Genomic DNA, 16,605 nt, shown 5'->3' with positions numbered 1-16,605 from the left:
GCGGCGTTCCGGCGAACGCGGCCTCAGCCCTTGCGGGACTCCTCCGCCAGGTCCGGTACCAGTCCGAACAGGGCCGCGCGCTGGTCCGGCCCCATGAAGCAGGGGAGGGCCCGCGTGACCGTCTCGGCGAGCGGGCCCGAGGCCTCGGTGAGCAGGCGGCGGGCCTTGTCCGTGAGGGCGACCTCCACGCCGCGCTTGTCCCCGCACACCGACCGGCGGGTGACCAGGCCGGCGTGCTGCAGGCAGGCGATCTGGTAGGTGAGGCGCGTCTTCGGGCGGCCCAGCAGCTCCGCGACACGCGTCATGCGCAGGCCGCCCTCGGGCTGCTCCGCGAGCAGGCACAGGACCAGGAACTCGTCGTGCGAGACGTCCAGCTTCTCCTTCACGACCGCGCGCAGCCGCTGCTCCACGGCCCCGGTCGCGGCGAGCAGCAGCATCCAGGCGCGCAGCTCGGCCGGCAGCAGCCCGCCGCCTCCCGTGGGGCATTCGGGCTGGTCGGCTGGGTGCTCCTGGGATGCGGCCATGTGTTCCAGCGTACCTGTCGTCCAATTTTGGAGAAGGGGTTGTTCAAATTTGGACGAGCCGCTAGCGTGCAGTCATCCGAAAGAGTCATCCAAATTTGGACGACACACGAGTGGGAGAAGACCATGACCGTCGCCGTGGAAACCGGACTGTGGCAGCTCGACGCGACCGCCTCGACCGTCGGCATCCAGCACAAGACCATGTGGGGCCTGGTCACCGTGAAAGGCACCTTCGGCGCCCTCGGCGGCACCGGCGAGGTCCGGCCCGACGGGTCCGCCGTCGGCACCCTGACCTTCGACGTCGCCTCCCTCGACACCGGCAACGCCAAGCGCGACACCCACCTGAGGGGCGCCGACTTCTTCGACGCCGACCACCACCCCCAGATCACCTTCGCGGCCCGCAGCGCCGAGCTCCGCGACGGCGACCAGGTGCACGTCGTCGGCCAGCTGACCGTGCGCGGCATCAGCCGGCCGCTGTCCCTGAACGCCCGCCTGACGGACTCGGACGCCACCGGCCTCACCCTGGACACCGAGTTCAGCGTGGACCGCGAGCAGTTCGGCATGGGCTGGAACCAGCTGGGCATGATCCGCGGCCGGACCACGGTCACCGCCACCCTCCGCTTCACCCGGGCGACGGCCTGACCCCCTCAGCCCGGCCGGCGGATCTCCCCCTGCACATCAGCGCTCGACAGCGTCTGCGGCGAGGCCGTGAACGCCCGCAGGCGGATCCGGGCATGCGGCCCGGGCAGCCGGAACCGTCCCGAGGGCGGCCGGAGTTCGTACCGGGCGGTGCTGTGCGCGGGCAGGGTGCGCGGACCCCGGACGATCCGCCAGTACGGGTCCATGCCCTGGCCCAGGGTCAGGGTGAAGTGCGGGGCGAGGGCCGTGCCGGCCGTGTTGGTCACCTGGAGGGTGAGCCGGGAGACCGTCCCCGGGGTGGGGTGCCGGGCCGCCGTGACCTGCATGCGCAGGGGCGGTGTGCCCGTCGCCGCCACGACCGCGCAGGTCAGGGCGGGCACCAGCAGCAGTGCCGCCGCGGCGAAACGGGCCGGACGGCGCCGCGGTCCCGACAGCGGGCGCGGGCGCGGCTGCCACGCCCGGGCGAACGCCGACGCCGGAGCGGTCACCGCCGCCGCCAGCCACAGCGGCGTCATCATCAGGTAGTAGCCGTCCTGCGACCGGGTCGCCAGGTAGAAGGCGCACCAGGGCAGGACCGTCGCGGCCGGGCCCAGCCGCCGCACGAACAGCACGAACAGCACGAGCAGACCGGCGAACAGCAGCAGGCTCGCGTGGGAGTACCAGTCGAGCCGGTCGCTGCCGTTCGTCAGGTACAGCGAGACGTCGACCACGCCCTGGCCGTGCAGCACCGCGCCCTGCGTCAGCGGCAGGGCGATCCCCGTCAGCCAGGTGCCCGGCTCGCTCACGAGGAAGTACATGTTGATCAGCAGCCACACCGTCGCCGCGGCACCGGCGAACCGCAGCGCCACCAGCGCCGCCGCCCGCCCGCCCAGTTCACCGCGCCGCACGGCGTAGATCCCGGCCAGCAGGAACGGCGCCAGGAACCAGGGCAACTGCTGCGCCGCGCACGCCGCCCCCAGGCACGCGGCCCGGGCCAGACCCGCCGCCCCGAGCCTGCCTCCCTCACCCGTCCGCGGCCAGCGCACCACCACCGGCACCAGCAGGGCCAGCGCCACGATCGCCGGGTAGCCGAGCCGCCCGTACGACGGCAGCATCCCGAAGCCCAGGCACACCATGGTCGCCGCCGACCGCCACGGCGCCGGCAGCATCCGCCACAGCACGACCGTCCCGGTGATCAGCGCGCCCGTGCTCACCGCCGTCGCCGGGGTCCCTCCGTGGCCCAGCCACAGCAGCGGCGCGGCCAGCAGCGGCGCCAGCGGCGGATAGCCGTAGGTGAGGTCGTAGCCGCCGGTCACCGTCGGGGTCAGGGCCACGCCGTGGCCGAAGAGCCAGGGCCAGGGCTGCCCGTACACCGGGCGCCCCGCGGCCAGTTCCCGTGCCGCCTGGGTGGTCAGCAGGGCCTCGTCGGAGCCGTTGTGCAGCATCACCCACGCGCACAGGACGAGCGTCACGCCCGTCACCAGCACGCACAGGTCCACCCGGGCCAGCGACCGGGCCCGGCGGACGACCAGGGCCAGCACCCCGCAGGCCAGGATCGAGGCGTAGCACACCGAGATCACCGCGGCCACGGCCGGCCGGTGACTGGCCGCCGACGTCCACACCGAGCGCGTACCGATCAGCAGACTGATGTCGGCGAGCAGGGTCAGGACACGGTGCCACTGGGCCGGGGGAGGCGGCGCCGCGGACACCGCCGACTGCGTGCGCGGGCCGGGCACCACCAGCGTCGTTTCTGCCGAGTACACGCCGCAGGACGCTAATCGCCGCCGGTGAGCGGGGCCCGGACGGAGGTGAAGAGTCCGGTGTGAGGCCAGTAAAAGGCCCCGGTGGCCCCGGTGGCCCCGGTGGTCAGTACACGTCCCGCAGGTACCGCTTGTCCGCCGCGAGTTGCTTCACGTACGCGGCGGCCTCCGCCTCGCTCATCCCGCCGTGCGCCACCGCGATGTCCCGCAGCGCCCGGTCCACGTCCTTGGCCATGCGGGAGGCGTCACCGCAGACGTAGAAGCGGGCCCCGTCGCGCAGCCAGTGCCACAGTTCCGGCCCGTGCTCGCGCATCCGGTCCTGCACATACACCTTGTTGCGCTGGTCGCGGGAGAAGGCGGTGTCCAGCCGGGTCAGCGTGCCCTCGTCGAGCAGGGCGGTCAGCTCCTCCTCGTAGTAGAAGTCCGTCGCGCGGTGCTGCTCGCCGAAGAACAGCCAGTTGGGGGCCCGGTGCCCGAGCGCCCGCCGCTCCTGGAGGAAGCCGACGAAGGGCGCGACGCCGGTGCCGGGCCCGACCATGACCATCGGCGTGGAGGCGTCGGCCGGGGGCCGGAAGTGCGGCGAGCGCTGCACGAACACCGGCACCTCCGTGTCCGGCTCGGCGTCGGCGAGGAACGGCGAGCAGACCCCGCCGCGCATCCGGCCGCGCAGGTTCTCGTACCGCACCACGGACACCGTCAGGGACACCAGCCGCGGGTCCACCAGCGGGCTGGACGAGATGGAGTACAGCCGCGGCTGGAGCTTCCTGAGCACCCCGGCCCACTCGGCCGCGCCCGCCCGCACCGCGTACTCGGCGACCACGTCCACGGCCTGCCGCCCCCAGCTCCACTGCGCCAGCCCGTCCTTGTTGTCGGGCCGCAGCAGCCTGCGCAGCTCATGGTCGTCCCGGGCGCGCTCGGCGACGAAGCGGAGCAGGTCGGGGGTGATCCGGGTGATGTCCAGGTGCCGGTGCAGGGCCTCGCCGAACGGGACGTCGCCGACTCCGTCCACCGGCACGGCCGTCGAGGCGTCCAGGCCCGTCACCGCGAGCCACTCCTCCACCAGCGCGGGCGCGTTGACCGGCCGCACGCCGAGCGCGTCCCCGGCCTCGTACGTCAGGTCCGTGCCGCTGGTGTCGAGGGTGAACCGCCGCACCTCCTTGCCCGCGCCCGGCTTGCTGAGCAGCCGGTTGCCGACGAGCCGGGCCGTGCCGACCGGGGGTTTGGCCCGGCCCGCCGGCTCCGGCTTCCGGGTGGCGGTGCCGCCCAGCGCCGACAGCACCTGGTCGAGCCACTGCCCGGCGGACGGCTCGTAGTCCGGCTCGCAGTCCGTGCGCGGGGCCAGCCGCACCGCGCCCAGCTCGTCGAGCCGCGCGTCCAGCCGCCGCCCGTGCCCGCAGAAGTCGTCGTACGAGGAGTCGCCGAAGGCGAGCACCGCGTACCGCACCCCGTCCAGCCGCGGGGCGCGGTCGCCGGAGAGCGCGTCCCAGAAGCCCGAGCCGTTGTCGGGCGCGTCGCCGTCCCCGAACGTGCTGGTGATGAAGAGCAGGTCAGCCGTGCGGGCGAGCTTCCCGACATCGGCCTCGTCCATGCCGATCAGGGTCGTACGGTGCCCGGTCGCGGCCAGCCGCTCGGCGGTGGCGGCGGCGAACTCCTCGGCGGTGCCCGTCTGCGAGGCCCACAGCACGACGACCTCACGGCCGGACGGCTCCCGCGCCGGGGCGGCCGGCGGCGCCGAGCGCGAGTACATGCCGGCGAGGACGCCGTTCACCCACAGGGCGTGTTCGGGCGAGAAGGGCGCGTCCGGCGGGAGCACCGGCACGCCCGGCGCGCCCGAGCCGAGCCCGGCGAGGAAACCCGTGAGGTACTGGCGCTCCTGGGCGGACAGCACCGGGGGAGGGGACGGTTCGAGACCGAAGGGGTCGGGGCCACCGGGCGTGACGGCCGTCGGCGTCAGCGCCTCCACCGTGTTCTCGCGGACGGCCTCCGCCGGGTCGTCGCGCACGGGCGTCGCCACCTTCGCCAGCGACACGGCGCACACCTTGAACTCCGGCTGGAACGACAGCGGATCCACCGCGTCGCTGGTCACCGCGTTGATGCTCAGGTACTCGCCGAACAGGTCGTTCCAGTGGAACGGCGCGAAGCAGCACCCCGGCCGCACCCGGTCCGTCACCACCGCCGGCAGCACGGCCCGCCCGCGCCGCGAGGCGACCTCGACGAGATCGCCCTCGGCGACACCGAGCCCCGAGGCGTCCTCGGGATGCAGCTCCACGAACGGCCCGGAGTTCAGCTTGTTGAGCTTGGCGACCTTCCCGGTCTTCGTCAGCGTGTGCCACTGGTGCTGCACCCGGCCGGTGTTCAGCACGAACGGATAGTCGTCGTCCGGCAGCTCGGCGGCGGGCAGGTGCGGGCGCGCGAAGAAGGCCGCCCGCCCGGAGGCCGTCGGGAAGCGCAGCCCGTCCTCGCCGACGTACCGGATCGGGTTGCGCGCGGGCCCGTCCGCCCGCGCGGACGGCCACTGCACGGGCGTCTCGCGCAGCCGCTCGTAGGACACCCCGCTCAGGTCCCACCCGGTCTTCGGGTTCCGGAACCGGCGGATCTCCTCGAAGACCTGCTCGGCACTGTCGTACGAGAACCCCTTCTCGTACCCCATCGCGCACGCGATCTCCGCGATGATCCGCCAGTCGGCCATCGCCTCCCCGGGCGGGTCCGCGGCCGGGGAGGTCAGCGTGAGGTTGCGCTCGCTGTTGACGAAGACGCCCTCCGCCTCGGTCCACATCGCGCCCGGCAGGACGACATCGGCGTACGCGTTCGTCTCGGTGTCCGCGAACACGTCCTGCGTGACCACGAACTCGGCGGCCTCCAGCCCCTCGATGACCGTACGGCGGTTGGCGACCGAGGCGACCGGGTTGGTGCAGATGATCCAGCAGGCCTTGATCTCGCCGTCGGCCATCTTCCGGAACATCTCGACGGTGCCCTGGCCGACACCGTCGGCCCGCAGCGTCCCGGGCGGCAGCTCCCACACCCCCTCGGCGAACGCCCGCTCCTCGGCCACGAGCACCGAGCGCTGCCCCGGCAGCCCCGGCCCCATGTAGCCCATCTCGCGCCCGCCCATGGCGTTGGGCTGGCCGGTGAGGGAGAACGGCCCGGCGCCCGGACGGCAGATCGCCCCCGTCGCCAGGTGCAGGTTGACCAGGGCGTTCGTGTTCCAGGTGCCGTGCGTGGACTGGTTGAGCCCCATGGTCCAGCAGCTCATCCACCGCCGGCCGGCCGCACCGATCAGCCGGGCCGCCTCGCGCAGGTCGTCCTCGGCGAGCCCGGTGATCTCGGCGACCGCCGCCGGGGTGTAGTCGGCGAGGAAGCCGGGCAGGGCCTCCCAGCCCTCGGTGTGGGCGGCGACGAACTCCTCGTCGGTGTGCCCGTCCGCGTGCAGCAGGTGCAGCAGGCCGTTCAGCAGCGCGAGGTCGGTGCCCGGCCTGACCTGGAGGAACAGGTCGGCCTTGGCGGCGGTGGCCGTCCGCCGCGGATCGACGACGATCAGCTTGGCGCCCGCCTTGACGCGCTCCATCATCCGCAGGAAGAGGATCGGATGGCAGTCGGCCATGTTCGACCCGATGACGAGGAAGAGATCCGCCCGGTCGAAGTCCTCGTACGAGCCGGGCGGCCCGTCCGCGCCCAGCGACAGCTTGTAGCCGGTGCCCGCGCTCGCCATGCACAGCCGCGAGTTCGACTCGATCTGGTTCGTCCCCACGAACCCCTTGGCCAGCTTGTTCGCGAGGTACTGCGCCTCCAGGCTCATCTGCCCGGACACGTAGAAGGCGACCGCGTCCGGCCCGTGCTCGTCGACGATCGACCGCAGCCGCGCGGCCGTCTCGGCGATCGCGTCGGCCACCGGCGCCGGGACCGCCTCGTCGCCCCGGTCGTCCCGCACCAGCGCGGAGGTCAGCCGACCGGGCGCGGCGAGCATGTGGGCCGTGGTCGCGCCCTTGGTGCACAGCCGGCCCGCGTTCGCCGGGTGCGCCTTGTCGCCGGACGCCTTCAGCACCGTGCGCCGCCCGTCCGGTCCCATTCCGACGTCGAGCACGAGGCCGCAGCCCACACCGCAGTACGAGCAGACGGTGCGCACCTGCCGCGTCTCCTGCCGGGTTCCGTGGGTCGTGGTCATGCCTTCGACGGTACGGACCGCCCGTTACACCGTTGTCACTTCGCCGGATCTTGAGGGGTTACGCCCGTCACACAGCAACGTTCCGGCCGTTGTGAGGTGCATCGAGGTCGCGGAGCGTGTCGCTGTTGGGCCGAACGGGTGACTCTGCGCAAGAATTGGCCGATGCAGACAGCCAGTGCGAGCCAGGACGGAGCATGCCGGTGAACAGCCACGATGTCACCGACGAACAGTGGGAGGGGCTCGCCCAGGTCGTGCCGCTGCGGGGCCGGGACGCCTGGCCCTCCTCCGTCGACCACCGTTCCATACCCGAGGCCGAGACGGAGGCACGGCGCCGCTTCGTCGTCCTGCGCGTGAACGTCTTCGCCGACGCGCGCGACGTCGCCGAGACCCTGATGGCGGGCGTCCCGGTCCTGCTCGACCTGACGGGCGCGGAGACGGAGGTCGCCAAGCGGGTCCTCGACTTCAGCACGGGCGTGGTCTTCGGCCTGGCGAGCGGCATGCACCGAGTGGACCGCAACGTGTTCCTGCTCACCCCGGCCGGGACCGAGGTGACGGGGCTGATGGAGGGGGTCGGGGTGCCCGGGGTCTGAGAGGGGCGCTGACGTCAGGCACCCGAGCCGGAACGGTCGCTCGATCGTAGGAACGCGGTGGAGACGGAACGGTTCGTCCCGTTTGCGGGCCCTACCGTCCGGACATGACCGAGCCCTCCGCTCCCGCCGCCCTGGCGCACCCCGACCGCCCCCGCGTCACGGAACTGCGCCTGGCCGCGTTCGCCGGCCTCCGCCGCGCCGTGCTCCCCCTGGGGCGGCTCACCCTCCTCGCCGGTCCCAGCGGCTCCGGCAAGACCAGCGCACTGCGGGCGTACGAGGCCCTCGCCCGGCTCGGGGGCGGCGCGCGGCTCGGCGAGGCGTTCCCCGACCCCGTCGCCTGCGTGCCGGAGCGGGCCCGGCCCGACGCGCAGCGCCGCCGCGGCTTCCGCATCGGCTGCACGGCGGACGGACCCGCCGGGCCGGTCCGGCTCGACGTGGCCGTGCAGGCCGAGCCCGAACTGCGCGTCGTGGGCGAGCGGTTGACGACCGGGGGAGTGGTCCTCCTGGAGACCGCCCTGCGCGACCCGGGGAAGCGTGCCGTGCAGGCCGCCTGGCACACGGCCGGACCCACCCCGGTGACCCGCGGCCCGCTGCCCGACGACCGGCTCGGCACCCCCCTGCTGCCGCTGCGTGTGGCCGGCCGGACGCCCGGGCAGCGCAGGGTGCTGGCCGCCGCCGAGCAGATGGTCGTCGCCCTGCGCTCCGTCTTCGCCTGCGACCCCGAGCCCGCCCGGATGCGCGGCCCCGTACCGGCGGGCCCCGGCCGCCTGCTCGGCGACTGCGGCAACCTCGCCGAGGTGCTGTGGCGCATCCGCGCCGAGTGCGGACGACGGCACACGCTCTTCGTGACGGCGGTACGGGCGGGCTGCGCCGGGCCGGTGGCGGACGTGCTGGCGGAGCAGGTGGGGCAGGCCCTCGCCGGACAGGGCCGGGGCGGCGCTGCCCGGCCGCTCGGCGTGCCCGCCGGGCCGCTCGCGGACGTGCTCGCCGGGCCGGACGGCATCGGTGCCGTCCGGGCGGCGCTCGACCGCGGTGACGGCGTGCGGACGGACCTGGGGCGGCTGGGTGACGGTGAACTCCGCTATCTCGCCCTCGCCCTGGTCCTGCTCACCGGCCCCGGTGTCCTGGAGGTCGACCCGGCGGGCGAGGTGCCCGCCGCGCTCCAGACGCTCACCGTCCTCGCCGACGGCTTCGACCGCGCGCTGGATCCACGCCAGCGGCGGGAACTGCTGGGCCTCGCGGCCCGGATGTGCGAGCGGGGGCACATCCGGCTCCTCGGTGCGGTGAGCGACGCCTCCTGGGCCGCCGGGGCCGAGGGCGTCACGGTGGTACACCTGAACCGTGACTGATCCCCTGGACGTGGCGAGACTGCAACGCCGGCTGGCCGACTTCGCCGCCGCGCGGAACTGGCAGCAGTACCACACCCCGAAGAACCTGGTCGCGGCCCTCAGCGTGGAGGCGTCCGAACTCGTCGAGATCTTCCAGTGGTTGACGCCCGAGGAGTCGGCCCGCGTCATGTCCGACCCGGACACCGCGCACCGCGTCACCGACGAGGTCGCCGACGTGCTCGCGTACCTCCTGCAACTGTGCGAGGTGCTCGGCATCGACCCGCTGGCCGCGCTGGACGCCAAGATCGACCGGAACGAGCGGAGATTCCCGGCTCCCTAGCCCGGCGTCCGGCCGTCGGGAGCAGCAAAGTCCACTTGTACGCTGCGTAACCAAAACGCGGCCCGAATCCGAATTGTTGTCCGCTAATTTCCGTCTTCCTCTGGCTTTTCGTCTCACGGCCCTTCACTCTGGGTAGTGAACAAGGGAGTTCGGGCAGGCGGACGCGCGGGGCGCGTCGGACAAGACGGGGGCAGCGCATGGACGCGGTGCGGCTCATCGTGACGAGCAGGCGGTCCCTGGCCGCGGGCGGCGAGGTGCGGGAGGTCATGGCCGAGGTGTGGCAGGCGCAGGCCCTCGCGCAGGCGATAGGAAGTCGCCTCGCGGTCGCCGGCCCGCCCGAACTGCGCGGCGAGGCGCTGGGTTTGACGGAGCTGGCGGGCCGGGGCTGCGGTGTCCTCGACCCGCCCGAACTGGCCCCCGGCGAGCTGCGGGCGGGCCAGCTCACGGAGTTGGGCGACGCCCGCCACACGCTGATGTACCTCGGCGGACTCCTCGGCGAGGTCGGCATCGCCCTCGTCGGCCTGGCCTGCGCCGCGGCCGACGAGGGCACGTACTGGCAGTGCATGGAGGCCATCGACGCGGCGGACGAGTCCCTCGACCGCGTCCTGGAGATGCTCCGCAGACTCGCGGACCGGGAACAGGCGCTACCGGAGCGGGAGGCGGGTTGACGGATCCGTTCGCTTGCCAGCTACGGCGGAATCGTGGCCCGCCCTGTCAGCGTGCGGCTACTCCGGCCCGGGCTGCTCCGCCCTGGATTCCGCGGGAGGGAAACCCGCTTCCGACTGAAGGTCGGAGAGATCCGCGTTCAACGCCGCCATCAGCTCCTCCATCTGCTGCAACAGCCCTTTCGGCTGCCCGGTCCCGCCCTGCTGCGGCACGGTCTCTTCGGACATGACGGCCTCCTCGGCCCCTGGCCCCCCGGGGAGGCCGACGCGGGTGACGCCCCGGCGGTCACGGCCGGTGCGGAAGCCGGGGGCTCCGGCTCCGCCCGAGCCAACGATCACCACCGGGGCCGGTCACTGGCCCGGTCACGCGGGACGCGCGGTATTGACGTAATTTCACCCGACCGGAGACAGGGTGGGACGGGGGACCGATCTCGTCGTGCCGGGGCCCGGCGTGCAGGATGGAACCATGGATCTTCGCATCTTCACCGAGCCCCAGCAGGGCGCCACCTACGACACCCTGCTCACCGTGGCCAAGGCCACCGAAGACCTCGGATTCGACGCATTTTTCCGCTCTGACCACTATCTCCGCATGGGCAACGTGGACGGCCTGCCCGGCCCCACCGACGCCTGGATCACCCTGGCCGGCCTCGCCCGCGAGACCAGGCGCATCCGCCTCGGCACCCTGATGACCGCCGGCACCTTCCGGCTGCCCGGCGTGCTCGCCATCCAGGTCGCCCAGGTCGACCAGATGTCCGGCGGCCGCGTCGAGCTCGGTCTCGGCGCCGGCTGGTTCGAGGAGGAGCACAAGGCCTACGGCATCCCCTTCCCCAAGGAGAAGTTCGCCCGCCTCGAGGAGCAGCTGGAGATCGTCACCGGCCTGTGGGCGACGGAAGCCGGCAAGACCTTCGACTTCCACGGCACCTACTACGACCTCACGGACTCGCCCGCGCTGCCCAAGCCCGCGCAGGCGAAGATCCCCGTCCTCGTCGGCGGCCACGGCCCGACCCGCACGCCGCGCCTCGCCGCGCGGTACGCCGACGAGTTCAACATGCCGTTCGCCTCCGTCGAGGACAGCGAGCGCCAGTTCGGCCGGGTGCGCGCCGCCGCCGAGGAGGCGGGCCGCGGCGACGAGCTGACGTACTCCAACGCCCTCGTCGTCTGCGTCGGCCGGGACGATGCGGAGGTCGCCCGCCGGGCCGACGCGATCGGCCGCCGGGTCGACGAGCTGAAGCTCAACGGCCTGGCCGGCTCCCCGGCCGAGGTCGTCGACAAGATCGGCCGCTACGCCGAGATCGGCTCCCGCCGCATCTACCTCCAGGTCCTCGACCTCGACGACCTGGACCACCTGGAGCTGATCTCCTCCCAGGTGCAGTCGCAGCTGTCGTGACGGCCAGACCCTGACGGCCGCAGCCGCGTGACACGACGGTCCAGCGGATCGGGCCCCGGAGCCCCGATCCGCCGGACCGGACCGGCTGTCACGGCTTGCGGCCGACCGCCACGTAGAGGGGCATCTCCTCGTCCTGGCCGTCCTGGCCGTCGCCCCCGCCCTCCCGCCGTTCGCCGAGCTCGGGGTGCCACCGCGCGGCCAGCACCACGCCGGGCTCCACCAGTTCGAGCCCCGTGAAGAACTCGGTGAACTCGGCGCGGCTGCGCACCTGCGCCGCCGTCCCGCCCTTGCGGTAGACCTCGACGACACGCTCCCAGGTCTCCGGGTCGAAGTCGCCGGTCGCGTGGGACAGCGTCAAGTAGCTGCCGGACGGCAGGGTTTCGAGAAGCTCGCGGACGATCCGGCGGGGCTCGTCCTCGTCCCCGATCAGGTGCAGCAGCGCCACGAGGGACAGCGCGATCGGCCGGGTGAAGTCGAGGGTCTCCCGTGCCGCCGCGATGATCTCCCCGGGCTCCCGCACGTCGCCGTGGACGTAGGCGGTCTTTCCCTCCGGCGCGCTGTGCAGCAGGGCCTGGGCGTGCCGGAGGACGATCGGATCGTTGTCCGCGTACACCACCCGGGCCTGCGGGGCGACCGACTGGACGATCTGGTGGAGGTTCGGCTCGGTCGGTATGCCGGTGCCGATGTCGAGGAACTGCCGGACGCCCCGCTCGGCCAGCAGCCGGGAGGCGCGGTGCATGAACAGGCGGTTGGTCCGCGCCATCTCCCGGGCGGCGGGGAAGAGGGATATCACTTGCTCGGCCGCCTCCGCGTCGACCGGGTAGTTGTCCTTCCCGCCCAGGTAGTAGTCGTACATGCGTGCCGAGTGGGGCTTGCCGGTGTCGATGTGTCCCGCGCTGGTCCCGGCGTCTGTCACGTGAGGCCTCCGCATCTGTGCCCGCGTGGGCGCTCATCCGAATCCCCCTCGAACGCCCGGTCGATCGGGAGGCTAGCGAAAATTCCCGGGTGCTGTCGGTGCCCGCTCGGTACGGTGGGCCGTATCCGCAGTTCAGACCACTGATCGAGGTCGACCCACCGTGTTCCTGACCCTCACCACCACCGGCACCCCAGAGCGCCCCGCGACCGACCTCGGCTACCTGCTGCACAAGCATCCCGACAAGGCCCAGGCGTTCTCCACCTCCTACGGCACGGCCCACGTCCTCTACCCCGAGGCGGACGCCGAGCGCTGCACGGCGGCGCTGCTGCTGGAGGTGGACGCGGTGGCGCTGGTGCGGCGCGGCAAGGGCAAGGGCCGCGGCGGCGCCCCGGACGCGGCCCTGGCGCAGTACGTCAACGACCGACCGTACGCGGCCTCCTCCTTGCTCGCCGTGGCGCTGAGCAACGTCTTCTCCAGCGCGATGAAGGGCGTCTGCAACGCCCGGCCGGAACTGCCCGGCCAGGCCAGGCCGCTGCGGATCGAGGTGCCCGCGCTGCCCGCCCGCGGCGGCCCCGACCTCGTACGGAAGCTGTTCGAGCCGCTCGGCTGGACGGTCACCGCCGAACCCGTTCCGCTGGACACGGAGTTCCCCGAGTGGGGCGACTCGCGGTACGTGCGCCTCGTCCTCGAATCCGGCGCGCTCACCCTCGCCGAGGCACTGCGCCACCTCTACGTCCTCCTGCCGGTCCTGGACGACGCCAAGCACTACTGGGTCGCCCCCGACGAGGTCGACAAGCTGCTGCGCGCCGGTGAGGGCTGGCTGCCCGGCCACCCGGAGCAGAAGCTCATCACCAGCCGCTACCTCGCGCGCCGCTGGTCGCTGACCCGCGCGGCGACGGAACGCCTGGAGCTGGTGCGGCTCGCCGAGGCCGACGACAGCGAGGTCGAGGAGATCGACAACGCGGTCGAGGCGGAGACCGAGACCGAGGAGAAGCCCACCCCGCTGGCCGTGCGGCGCCGCGAGGCGATCGTCACCTCGCTGCGGCGGTCCGGCGCCGCCCGGGTGCTCGACCTCGGCTGCGGCCAGGGCCAGTTGGTGCAGACGCTGCTCAAGGACCCGGCGTTCACCGAGATCGTCGGCGTCGACGTGTCGATGCGCGCGCTCACCATCGCCTCCCGGCGGCTCAAGCTGGACCGCATGGGCGAGCGGCAGGCCTCCCGCGTCACGCTCTTCCAGGGCTCGCTCGCGTACACCGACGGCCGGCTCAAGGGCTACGACGCCGCCGTGCTGAGCGAGGTCATCGAGCACCTCGACCTGCCCCGGCTGCCCGCCCTGGAGTACGCCGTGTTCGGCTCGGCCCGTCCGCGCACGGTCCTCGTGACGACCCCGAACGTCGAGTACAACGTGCGCTGGGAGAGCCTCCCGGCCGGCCACGTCCGGCACGGCGACCACCGCTTCGAATGGACCCGCGCCGAATTCCGGACCTGGGCTCAGGCGGTGGCCGAACGCCACGGCTACACGGTCGCGTTCGAGCCCGTGGGACCCGACGACCCCGAGGTGGGACCGCCCACCCAGATGGCCGTGTTCACGATGACCACCCCGAAGGAGGCGAAGGCGGCATGACCGACGAGACGCAGGGGCGCGTGCTGCCCGTCACCGACCTGTCCCTGGTGGTGCTGATCGGCGCCTCCGGCTCCGGCAAGTCCACCTTCGCCCGCCGGCACTTCAAGCCGACCGAGATCATCTCGTCGGACTTCTGCCGCGGTCTCGTCTCGGACGACGAGAACGACCAGGGCGCCACCAAGGACGCCTTCGACGTCCTGCACTACATAGCGGGCAAGCGCCTGGCCGCCGGCCGCCGCACGGTCGTGGACGCGACCAGCGTGCAGTCCGAGGCCCGCCGCCAGCTGATCGACCTGGCCCGGCGGTACGACGTGCTGCCCATCGCCATCGTGCTCGACGTGCCCGAGGAGGTGTGCGCCGAGCGCAACGCGGCCCGCACCGACCGCGCCGACATGCCCCGCCGGGTCATCCAGCGCCACACCCGCGAACTGCGCCGCTCCCTGAGGCACCTGGAGCGCGAGGGCTTCCGCAAGGTGCACGTCCTGCGCGGCGTCGAGCAGATCGAGCAGGCCACGGTCGTCACCGAGAAGCGCTTCAACGACCTGACCCACCTCACCGGCCCGTTCGACATCATCGGCGACATCCACGGCTGCGCCGCCGAACTGGAGGCCCTGCTCGGCAAGCTGGGCTACACCGACGGCGTCCACCCCGAGGGCCGCACGGCCGTCTTCGTCGGCGACCTCGTCGACCGCGGCCCCGACAGCCCGGGCGTGCTGCGCCGCGTGATGTCCATGGTGAAGTCCGGCAACGCCCTGTGCGTGCCCGGCAACCACGAGAACAAGTACGGCCGCTACCTGCGCGGCCGCAAGGTGCAGCACACCCACGGCCTCGCGGAGACCATCGAGCAGATGGCGGGCGAGAGCGAGGAGTTCCGCGCCGAGGTGCGGGAGTTCCTCGACGGGCTCGTCAGCCACTACGTCCTGGACGGCGGCCGGCTGGTCGTCTGCCACGCCGGTCTGCCCGAGAAGTACCACGGCCGCACCTCCGGCCGCGTCCGCAGCCACGCCCTCTACGGCGACACGACCGGCGAGACCGACGAGTTCGGCCTGCCCGTGCGCTACCCGTGGGCGGAGGAGTACCGCGGCCGGGCGGCGGTCGTCTACGGCCACACCCCGGTCCCGGAGGCCACCTGGCTCAACAACACCATCTGCCTGGACACCGGTGCCGTCTTCGGCGGCAAGCTCACCGCGCTGCGCTGGCCGGAGCGCGAGCTGGTCGACGTACCGGCCGAGCGGGTCTGGTACGAGCCGCTGAAGCCGCTGCGCAGCGAGGCACCCGGCGGGCAGGACGGCCGCCCGCTGGACCTGGCCGACGTACAGGGCCGCCGGGTCGTGGAGACCCGGCACCAGGGCCGGATCTCGATCCGCGAGGAGAACGCGGCGGCGGCCTTGGAGGTCATGAGCCGCTTCGCGGTCGACCCGCGGCTGCTGCCGTACCTCCCGCCGACCATGGCCCCGACGGCCACGAGCCACATTGACGCCCGCGGCGGAGCCGCTGATGAACACTTCCTGGAGCACCCTGCCGAGGCCTTCGCCCAGTACGCGGCCGATGGTGTCGCGCGGGTCGTGTGCGAGGAGAAGCACATGGGCTCGCGGGCGGTGGCCCTGGTGTGCCGCGACGCGGAGGCGGCCCGCAGGCGCTTCGGCGTGGACGGCCCCACGGGGTCTCTCTACACCCGCACGGGCCGCCCGTTCCTCGACGACGCCTCCCTCACCGAGCAGATCCTCGACCGGGTGCGCACGGCCATCGGCGAGGCGGGCCTCTGGGACGAGCTGGAGACGGACTGGCTGCTGCTGGACGCCGAGCTGATGCCCTGGTCGCTGAAGGCGTCCGGGCTGCTGCGGTCGCAGTACGCCGCCGTGGGTGCCGCGTCCGGCGCGGTGTTCCCGGATGCGCTGGCCGCGCTGCGGGGCGCGGCGGACCGGGGCGTGGACGTGTCCGGCCTGCTGGCCCGCACCGGTGAACGCGCCGCCGACGCCGCCGCGTTCACCGACGCCTACCGCCGCTACTGCTGGACCACCGACGGCCTGGACGGCGTCCGCCTGGCACCGTTCCAGATCCTCGCGGTCCAGGGCCGCAGCCTGGCCGGACTGCCGCACGACGAGCAGCTCGCCCTCATCGACCGGCTCGTCGAGCACGACGGCAGCGGCCTGCTCCAGACCACCCGCCGGCTCTACGTCGACACCGCCGACCCCGAGTCGGTCCGCTCCGGCGTCGACTGGTGGCTGGAGATGACCGGCCGCGGCGGCGAGGGCATGGTCGTCAAACCGGTCGGCGCGCTCGTCCGCGACGGCCAGGGCCGCCTGGTCCAGCCGGGCATCAAGTGCCGCGGCCGCGAGTACCTGCGGATCATCTACGGCCCCGAGTACACCCGTCCGGAGAACCTGGCCCGCCTGCGCTCCCGGTTCCTCAACCACAAGCGGTCCCTGGCGATCCGCGAGTACGCGCTCGGCCTGGAGGCCCTGGACCGACTGGCCGAGGGCGAGCCCCTGTGGCGGGTGCACGAGGCGGTGTTCGGAGTACTGGCCCTGGAATCGGAGCCGGTGGACCCGCGGCTGTGAACCCCGGCCCGCACCGCCAGACCTAGGACGTGTGTACCACCAGGTCGCCCGATCTCATTCGTCCCTGGTTAACCGCTGGTTGCCGTGCTAACTTCGCTGGTCGGTCAGGCAGGTGTACCGGCTCAGGGGGAAA

At 73.0% G+C, this 16,605-nt stretch carries 13 protein-coding genes; 8 read left to right on the top strand and 5 right to left on the bottom strand.

What is annotated here, in order from left to right:
• Positions 1-23: 23 nt before the first annotated feature.
• Entirely contained in the window at positions 24-524 is a 501-nt protein-coding gene (locus ABZ386_RS14745) for a MarR family transcriptional regulator (protein ID WP_351334310.1), read from the bottom strand.
• Between the two features lie 123 nt (positions 525-647).
• Here ABZ386_RS14745 and ABZ386_RS14740 point away from each other — a divergent pair, with 123 nt between their 5' ends.
• Complete coding sequence (locus tag ABZ386_RS14740; protein ID WP_355725751.1) at positions 648-1,163, top strand: YceI family protein; 516 nt, start codon at positions 648-650, stop codon at positions 1,161-1,163.
• 5 nt (positions 1,164-1,168) lie between these two features.
• Here ABZ386_RS14740 and ABZ386_RS14735 read toward each other — a convergent pair whose 3' ends face one another.
• Positions 1,169-2,848, bottom strand: a complete 1,680-nt coding sequence (locus ABZ386_RS14735; protein ID WP_358964904.1) for a hypothetical protein — start codon at positions 2,846-2,848, stop codon at positions 1,169-1,171.
• 157 nt (positions 2,849-3,005) lie between these two features.
• Entirely contained in the window at positions 3,006-7,061 is a 4,056-nt protein-coding gene (locus ABZ386_RS14730; RefSeq protein WP_358964852.1) for a bifunctional nitrate reductase/sulfite reductase flavoprotein subunit alpha, read from the bottom strand.
• Between the two features lie 194 nt (positions 7,062-7,255).
• Between ABZ386_RS14730 and ABZ386_RS14725 the strand changes: the two genes are divergently transcribed.
• From ABZ386_RS14725 to ABZ386_RS14710, 4 genes are all read left to right on the top strand, one after another.
• On the top strand, positions 7,256-7,651 hold the full coding sequence (locus ABZ386_RS14725) for a cell division protein SepF (RefSeq protein ID WP_010033798.1): 396 nt from the start codon (positions 7,256-7,258) through the stop codon (positions 7,649-7,651).
• Between the two features lie 104 nt (positions 7,652-7,755).
• Positions 7,756-9,000 carry an ATP-binding protein gene (locus ABZ386_RS14720; RefSeq protein WP_351334318.1) on the top strand — a complete coding sequence of 415 codons (1,245 nt, stop codon included), beginning with the start codon at positions 7,756-7,758 and terminating at the stop codon, positions 8,998-9,000.
• Positions 8,993-9,319, top strand: a complete 327-nt coding sequence (locus ABZ386_RS14715) for a nucleotide pyrophosphohydrolase (RefSeq protein WP_355724008.1) — start codon at positions 8,993-8,995, stop codon at positions 9,317-9,319. The genes ABZ386_RS14720 and ABZ386_RS14715 overlap by 8 nt, the downstream gene beginning before the upstream one ends.
• A 197-nt stretch (positions 9,320-9,516) precedes the next feature.
• Entirely contained in the window at positions 9,517-9,987 is a 471-nt protein-coding gene (locus tag ABZ386_RS14710) for a DUF6099 family protein (protein WP_358964851.1), read from the top strand.
• 57 nt (positions 9,988-10,044) lie between these two features.
• Here the strand turns inward: ABZ386_RS14710 and ABZ386_RS14705 are convergent, their stop codons facing one another.
• Complete coding sequence (locus tag ABZ386_RS14705; RefSeq protein ID WP_351334324.1) at positions 10,045-10,212, bottom strand: hypothetical protein; 168 nt, start codon at positions 10,210-10,212, stop codon at positions 10,045-10,047.
• Between the two features lie 238 nt (positions 10,213-10,450).
• Here ABZ386_RS14705 and ABZ386_RS14700 point away from each other — a divergent pair, with 238 nt between their 5' ends.
• On the top strand, positions 10,451-11,371 hold the full coding sequence (locus tag ABZ386_RS14700) for an LLM class F420-dependent oxidoreductase (RefSeq protein WP_351334326.1): 921 nt from the start codon (positions 10,451-10,453) through the stop codon (positions 11,369-11,371).
• 88 nt (positions 11,372-11,459) lie between these two features.
• Here ABZ386_RS14700 and ABZ386_RS14695 read toward each other — a convergent pair whose 3' ends face one another.
• The gene (locus ABZ386_RS14695) at positions 11,460-12,287 is read right to left on the bottom strand and encodes an SAM-dependent methyltransferase (protein WP_351334329.1); all 828 of its coding nucleotides are present in this window, start codon (positions 12,285-12,287) and stop codon (positions 11,460-11,462) included.
• A 160-nt stretch (positions 12,288-12,447) separates the two neighbouring features.
• Between ABZ386_RS14695 and ABZ386_RS14690 the strand changes: the two genes are divergently transcribed.
• Complete coding sequence (locus ABZ386_RS14690) at positions 12,448-13,911, top strand: 3' terminal RNA ribose 2'-O-methyltransferase Hen1 (protein WP_358964850.1); 1,464 nt, start codon at positions 12,448-12,450, stop codon at positions 13,909-13,911.
• On the top strand, positions 13,908-16,472 hold the full coding sequence (locus ABZ386_RS14685) for a polynucleotide kinase-phosphatase (protein WP_358964849.1): 2,565 nt from the start codon (positions 13,908-13,910) through the stop codon (positions 16,470-16,472). Before ABZ386_RS14690 ends, ABZ386_RS14685 begins: the two co-directional genes overlap by 4 nt.
• Positions 16,473-16,605: the final 133 nt, after the last annotated feature.

This window comes from Streptomyces sp. NPDC006140, assembly GCF_040628815.1.
GTDB lineage: Bacteria > Actinomycetota > Actinomycetes > Streptomycetales > Streptomycetaceae > Streptomyces.
This window is presented reverse-complemented; position numbering and strand designations above follow the sequence as displayed.